The sequence below is a fragment of the Moorena sp. genome (assembly GCF_982860115.1).
On record NZ_CEYLVT010000327.1, the window covers coordinates 1 to 6,473 of the forward strand.

Annotated in this window: 6 protein-coding genes; 1 reads left to right on the forward strand and 5 read right to left on the reverse strand. The window is 44.5% G+C overall.

Annotation, left to right across the window (positions count from 1 at the left end; translation table 11 throughout):
• Positions 1 to 71: 71 nt before the first annotated feature.
• From AC4II3_RS30480 to AC4II3_RS30490, 3 genes are all read right to left on the reverse strand, one after another.
• Complete coding sequence (locus AC4II3_RS30480) at positions 72 to 827, reverse strand: MBL fold metallo-hydrolase (RefSeq protein ID WP_488014524.1); 756 nt, start codon at positions 825 to 827, stop codon at positions 72 to 74.
• Between the two features lie 270 nt (positions 828 to 1,097).
• On the reverse strand, positions 1,098 to 1,697 hold the full coding sequence (locus AC4II3_RS30485; RefSeq protein ID WP_488014526.1) for a Uma2 family endonuclease: 600 nt from the start codon (positions 1,695 to 1,697) through the stop codon (positions 1,098 to 1,100).
• A 477-nt stretch (positions 1,698 to 2,174) separates the two neighbouring features.
• Positions 2,175 to 2,366 carry a hypothetical protein gene (locus tag AC4II3_RS30490; RefSeq protein ID WP_293124045.1) on the reverse strand — a complete coding sequence of 64 codons (192 nt, stop codon included), beginning with the start codon at positions 2,364 to 2,366 and terminating at the stop codon, positions 2,175 to 2,177.
• A gap of 330 nt (positions 2,367 to 2,696) precedes the next feature.
• Here AC4II3_RS30490 and AC4II3_RS30495 point away from each other — a divergent pair, with 330 nt between their 5' ends.
• The gene (locus AC4II3_RS30495) at positions 2,697 to 3,041 is read left to right on the forward strand and encodes a DUF433 domain-containing protein (protein WP_488014529.1); all 345 of its coding nucleotides are present in this window, start codon (positions 2,697 to 2,699) and stop codon (positions 3,039 to 3,041) included.
• 133 nt (positions 3,042 to 3,174) lie between these two features.
• Here AC4II3_RS30495 and AC4II3_RS30500 read toward each other — a convergent pair whose 3' ends face one another.
• A complete protein-coding gene (locus AC4II3_RS30500) occupies positions 3,175 to 5,451 on the reverse strand; it encodes an O-linked N-acetylglucosamine transferase, SPINDLY family protein (protein WP_488014531.1) in 2,277 nt (758 codons plus the stop codon).
• A gap of 268 nt (positions 5,452 to 5,719) precedes the next feature.
• Positions 5,720 to 6,298 (reverse strand): type IV pilin-like G/H family protein, encoded by a 579-nt coding sequence (locus AC4II3_RS30505; RefSeq protein ID WP_488014533.1) that lies wholly within the window; start codon positions 6,296 to 6,298, stop codon positions 5,720 to 5,722.
• Positions 6,299 to 6,473 lie beyond the last annotated feature (175 nt).

Here is a 6,473-nt window from a genome sequence, read left to right on the forward strand (position 1 = left end):
TTCCCGATTCCCGATTCCCGATTCCCGATTCCCTGTTCCCTGTTCCCTGTTCCCTGTTCCCTGTTCCCTTGCTATACTTCCAACGAAACCCCTACTTTGGGAGTGATGACTTTGGTGGGCAGATTTTGCTGGAGGAGTTGCGATCGCAATTCTTCGAGACTGCCCTGTTCCCGCAGCACGGAAGCCAAAACCCCTTGATACTCTACAATTTCATCGGCTGCTGTGGGCAGAAATACTTGGGGTTGCAACCATTGCGCCAACGGCAGCGCTGTCTTATGGCCTTGAATGACTGGCCCTAGTAACGGTAATTCTAAGGTCACGGCTGGGCTAATCACGATATCAACTGGGGCATAATCCTTGACTTCAGCAGGGGGATAGCCATGAGGTTCGTAGTAAAGACTTTTACCACTATCCAACTGCTTGATCAGATAGGCATTTTCCTGCTGGAATGGACCAATGGGTGCTCCTGGCAAGGCTCGGATTTCTATGTCATCTCCTAACGCAACGGTTTCACCAGCAGTAAGGGTAGTTACCTGGGTATAACCTAGCTGTTTGACTACCTTTGCTGCACTAGTAGAGGCAACCACTGGAATAGTTTTGTCTAATTTTTCCAAGGTTGGGGTATGGGCGTGGTCTTCTAAGCCTTGGGAGAGCAAAATTAGGTCAATTTTATCCGGAATGCTATTAAGTGCTTCCGGTTTGTCCCCTTTAAAGAACCAAGGTTGGTTGCCAAAGACCAATGAACCCACTAACCAGGGGTCAATCAGAATCCGTTGCTCTGGGAGTTCCAGTAGCCAGCTGTTTGCGCCGAAATGGGTGAGATACATATGTATAATAGCTTTTGTCAATTAGGTGAGGTACAAATTTGTTGGTTTTAGGGAACAGGGAACAGGGAACAGGGAACAGGGAACAGGGAGCAGGGAGCAGGGAGCAGGCAATAGGCAATAGGCAATAGGCAATAGGCAATAGGCAACTTGACAACTTACAAGCTTACAACCTTCAACCTTCAACCTTGGCCTATTGGCCACGCTACGCGAACAACTTTAAAGTTGACAACCTTACAACCTTGGCCTATTGGCCACGCTACGCGAACAACTTTAAAGTTGACAACTTTCATCATCCTCTTCAAAATTAACGCCTTCGTAAATATCCCTAAAGTTAAGTTTAAAGTCGATAGTACTTAATTCCAGAATTCCCTTTTCTGCGGTTTGCTCAGTGAGTAACCATTGTCCTTCACTGGTTTTGGTATGTTGAATAACATGATTTCTGGCTTGGTCTATCAATATATATTCCTTAAATTGGGGAATTGAGCGATAGTAGAGAAACTTCTCTCCTTGGTCATAGTTTCTAGTAGATTTAGATAATACTTCAACAATTAGCAAAGGATTCATGACAGTAGTCTTCCCTTTTCCGGTATAGATGGGTTTACCCTGAATTACCTGGATATCAGGATAGGTATACTGGCGATAATCAGGTATCCACAATCGCACATCACCAATATAAATATCGTATGCTTGTCCTTTTAAGGCAAACTTCAAGTGAGCTGCAAAATTGAGAGCAATTTTATTATGATTTGTAGTGCCTCCAGCCATCGGTACAATTTCTCCATCCCGATATTCACTTTTATAGTCAGCAGCTTTTTCTAGTTCTAAATATTCGTCTGCTGTGTAGTAGCGTTTTTTGTCTTGTAATAGCATAGTGCATTCCTTTGAGAATTTAGAATTTAGAATGAAGAATTTAGAATGGAGAATGAAGAATGAAGAATGTAGGGTGCGTTAGGGGCGGGCTTGCCCTCATTTTTAACTTCGAGGGCCAGTATTGGAATAGCCCGCCCCGTAACGCACCACCAAGTAGAATTGAGAATTGAGAATTAAGAATGGTGAATTGGAAATTATGTCTTCTGCCTTCTGCCTTCTGCGTTCTTAGAGGAGATCTGAAAAGTTTTTTGATACTGAATTTTGCCCCCCTAGCCCCCCAATTCTGGGGGGAACAAGAATCAATTTGCTGGTAAAAGCCCCCAAAATTGGGGGACCAACGGGGGCTTAGATGTAGCAAATGAGACTTCTCAGACAACCTCTTAATTCTCAATTCTTAATTCTTAATTCTCAATTCTTAATTCTTAATTCTCAATTCTTAATTCTACATTCTACATTCTACATTCTTAATTCTACATTCTACATTTCTTCCCTAGGAAGATCGCCTACATCAAAAACAATGATGAATTCAGCATCAGGCATTAATCGTTTCAGAGCTTTCAAATGCCCTTCCGCATCAGAACGATTGCGAAAGCGACCAACAACAACTCGCTGCATTTTTGGTAACAGGCGAACGATGGCCCAGGGGTGTAGGCGGTGATAGTAAGTCATAATGTAGAGTGTCTCCTTTCATGGGGGGAACCTAGAGCCAGCCTAGGCTTGTAGACGTAAGTAGGCTGGCCCTTCCCGTGGACGTTTACCATCCACTTTTTCAGTATATCACAAAAAATTATATATTATAACATATTTTGAAAATTTTTGTAAAGAATTCTTGAGGGAGTAGGGAGTAGGGTGTGGGGTGTGGGGTGTGGGGAGATGGGGAGTCAGATCAGTTTTCCCTATTGCCTATTGCCTATTGCCTTTTGCTTATTGCCTATTGCCTATTGCCTATTGCCTATTGCTTATAATTAATAGGGTTATCTTTTAATCAAAATCAGACAAATGTCTATCCAACAAATAAGTGGAGAATATATTGCCATAGATCCTGACTATTGTTATGGTAAACCCCGCATCGCTGGGACAAGAATGCCTGTTGCTGCCATTGCTGAAATGTATTTGGAGATGAAAGACTCTTTAGCAGAAATTGCTCACAAGTATGATCTGTCCTTAGCCCAGGTTCATGGGGCAATGGCATACTATTATGAGCATTGGGAAGAAATTGACCGTCACACCATTGAAACTGATCGACTTGTTGAAGAAATAAAGGAAAATAATCCTACTTCAAGGTTTCAGCAAAAATGGATACAGATCAGGGGTGATATCAAGTCTGATGGTTGGGCGTGTTGAGTATCTGTGAGCGATCGCATTAAGGTATTTGAGATTGATAAAAAGATTGATAAAAGAGTCTATCTCCGACATACCCCACACCCTTCACACCCTACTCCCCACACCCCACACCCCACACCCCACACCCTACTCCCTACTCCCTACTCCGCCACATTTCCAGATAAGCCTTTTCCATTTCCCTAGTAAATTGCTTACCATTCCACAAGGGCGCAGTTTGTCGAGATTGTCGCAGTTTCCAGGAAATCTGTTGTCTGAGGGCTGGGTCTTTGCCTAAGCGAATCCCCCACTCGATATACTCATCATCTGTCCAGGCAATGCCTTCGGTGATTCCGGCATTCATCATCATGGTGTAACTGTTGCGAGCAACAAACTGTTCTCCCACTCTGGTGACTAGGGGAATACCCATCCACAGGGTTTCTAGGGTAGTGGTGGCTCCATTGTAGGGATAGGTATCCAGGACTACATCCGCAATGCCTAAGTTGGCACGATGAACGGCTTCGGTAGGAACTTCTGGTAGAAACCGGAGGCGATCGCATTCTACCCCTTCTTCTTCCGCAATCTGGTTAAAGAACCGTTTGATGGAGTCTTGGTCAGATTTACCCTTAATCAAAAAGTAGCTATTGGGGACTGCTTTGATAATTTTCATTTGCAGCCGTGTCGTCTCGGGATTGCGCTTGTATCCCTTCTGACTACTGAGATAAATGGTGGCATCGTTGGGAATATCCAGGTGGTCCCGACGTAAGCTCGGTACACCTACTTCAAAGCCATCCACAGCAATATAGGTTTGGGGTAAGCGCCAGATTTTCTCGGAATAGTACTGCTGAGCGGAATCCGGTAAAACGTAGGGGTCAGCAATCACGTAATCAATGGCAGGTAATCCTGAGGCATCCCACCCTAGCCACGTGACTTGTACTGGTGCCAGTTTCAGGGCCATGACTGCACAGGTGATATCCAGGGTGATGCTATCAAGGTCAACTAAAATATCCAGCTCATCTTGATAAATCTGCTCAGCCGCTTCTAAAACATGAATCCCTAATTTTCGAGAATGGTCTACTTGATTGACATACCACTCTTGGAGGTTATCGTTGACTAGCTTGTAGTCTACAAAATAGCCATAAAGTTGAAACCGCTCCCGGTCATGATGCTCAAACAGCCAACGGGCTAGCCAGCCCACGGAATGCCGTCTTAAACAACCCGACAGGTATCCGACTTTTAAGGGTCTGGTAGTTTTTCCTCCGTCCTGAATTCCCCCATCCTTAATCCCCCCCTTATTAAGGGGGGTTAGGGGGGATCCATAATCCCTGCTCCCTGCTCCCTGCTCCCTGCTCCCTTTATTAACAGATCCATACCACTCCGCTTTCTCCTTCGTATAACCCCGAATATTCCTCTCGAACAGCTCAGCAATTTGATTCAAAATTGGCCTGACATGGCTGGGCTGGTCGTGAACATGAGCCAGAGGAAAGAATGGGGTAAGCAGACGCAGAGTCTCAACATCAGACAAGGTGACCGATTGTTCCTTAATTAGTGAAACCAGCAGTGATTCTAGGGTCTGGCAAGCCCCAGTAACCTCCGGCCAATAGCCCCCGGCATTCATTATCCCCCGCAATACCAGGTTAATTCCGGATATTTGGTCTGGTAAGGATTCCGATAAGGAATAGCACAATTTAGCGGTTTCTATGCCCTGGTCATAATTACCAGCATTTTGATAAAAGGTAGCGAGATATCGTAAGATTTCTATATGCTCAGGATCTAAGGAGCGATAACATTCCAAAAAACCAGCAGCGATGGTCGGTTGCTTTAAGGTATAACCAATTTTCATACAAGCTGACAGTAACGGCCAGAACCAGATCTCAGGATTGGGCAGGTAAGCTAAGCACGCTTCGGTGAATGCTAGGGAGGCGGGATGCAATGGTTCGGCTTCTAGTATCTGCTCCAAAACCTCTTTCAATAATTGCTGATTGCATTCTACCGTTGGCTGGGTTTGTAGCAGTTCAATCACCCCTAGCTCGGTCAAGTCATCACCGGTAAAGGTTTCTAGCTTAATGCTTAGGGCAATAATTTCCAAGAGATTAGTCAGGTCCGTGGGGCAAATTTCCCGCATATGCTGGCGGATTGCCCAGGCTAGGGCATCATCCCCTAACCCCTGCCTGCGCTCAGCTTCCCTTTGCAACACCTGGAGCAGATCCTCAGTCCACGTCTCCACTTGGTCTGACTCCGCCTCCGCCATCACCAGCAGCCAAGTGGTTTGGGCTTCTGTTTCTTGACCCTGCAATAGGAACAGTAATCCTAAATGCCAGTAGTAGGCGATCACATCGGGCTCCCTTTCAATAGCTTGTTCGTATAAGCTTGCAGCTTTACTGTAGTCCCCCTGAATTAGATAGTGCTCCGCTTGTTGCTCCCAGTTAGTCATAGTTTTGTGCTATTTAAATTAAACAGATCACCCCATTTTCTAATACCATTCAAAACGTGATCAGCGTAATTGTCCACCTAAGTATTTGCACAAAACAAAGTGGATAGAAGTATCTACCCACTCTAACTAAATATCTAAAATATCTAATTTTAGGTGATTAAAACTATTTTCACCAAGGTTATAACCTAAGTATTAATGACCTTATAACCTGTTCAGCATTGAGATTAAGATACCTCAATTTCTGGAAAGTAACAGGTTAAAATGAACATTAACCTAACTCCTCCCAGCCACTATCTTTGCACTTCGGATTAAGACCATCAAGGTTGATTCCTGCATCTGCACCTGTTTCTTTGCCTTGGGCTATAGATTGTAAAGCTTCACACAGTACAGCCAAGGTGGTTGCTTCACTGGTCTCTGAGATCTGACCTAAGGCAACGACACCCTGATATGCCTTAAGCGCAGAGGTAGTATTAAGCTCACCCTTATCGTTTGCTGGGTCTCCATAGTGAGCGACGGTTGTTGAGTCCTCACCTCCCCCAGTTATGCCGTAACGGTAATTATCAGTCGATGTCCTAATGCCAAGACCTAACTGACCAAATTTATCATTGTTAGCAAATTCATCGTTTTCCAAGTAGTAGGCTTGCTGAGCTCTATTCATGGAACCGACATAAGTTTTAGCTTCTGACTGCTTGGCTTTATTAGCTTGGTTCAAGAAAGAAGGCAGAGCAATGGCGGATAGAATTCCAATAATGATGATTACAACTAGTAGTTCAATTAGAGTAAAACCTTCGTCTTGCTTCTTCTGGGTCAGGTGCTTAAGGAGTTTAACTTTTAGATCAGTTTTCATAAGTCTTTCTGGAGGTGCGGGATGCTGATTTGTTCTGTCCTAGACTTAACTTACCCACTTGTTTTCTTTTTCATATCATCTAGGGAAAAAAAATTTTTGGGGAGTCGGGAGTCGGGAGTCGGGAGTCGGGAATCGGGAATCGGGAATCGGGAATCGGGAATCGGGAATCGGGAAT

Coding starts and splice junctions, on each gene's coding strand:
- AC4II3_RS30480 (WP_488014524.1), bottom strand. CDS start 827: ATGTATCTCACCCATTTCGGCGCAAACAGCTGGCTACTGGAACTCCCA.
- AC4II3_RS30485 (WP_488014526.1), bottom strand. CDS start 1,697: ATGCTATTACAAGACAAAAAACGCTACTACACAGCAGACGAATATTTA.
- AC4II3_RS30490 (WP_293124045.1), bottom strand. CDS start 2,366: ATGACTTACTATCACCGCCTACACCCCTGGGCCATCGTTCGCCTGTTA.
- AC4II3_RS30495 (WP_488014529.1), top strand. CDS start 2,697: ATGTCTATCCAACAAATAAGTGGAGAATATATTGCCATAGATCCTGAC.
- AC4II3_RS30500 (WP_488014531.1), bottom strand. CDS start 5,451: ATGACTAACTGGGAGCAACAAGCGGAGCACTATCTAATTCAGGGGGAC.
- AC4II3_RS30505 (WP_488014533.1), bottom strand. CDS start 6,298: ATGAAAACTGATCTAAAAGTTAAACTCCTTAAGCACCTGACCCAGAAG.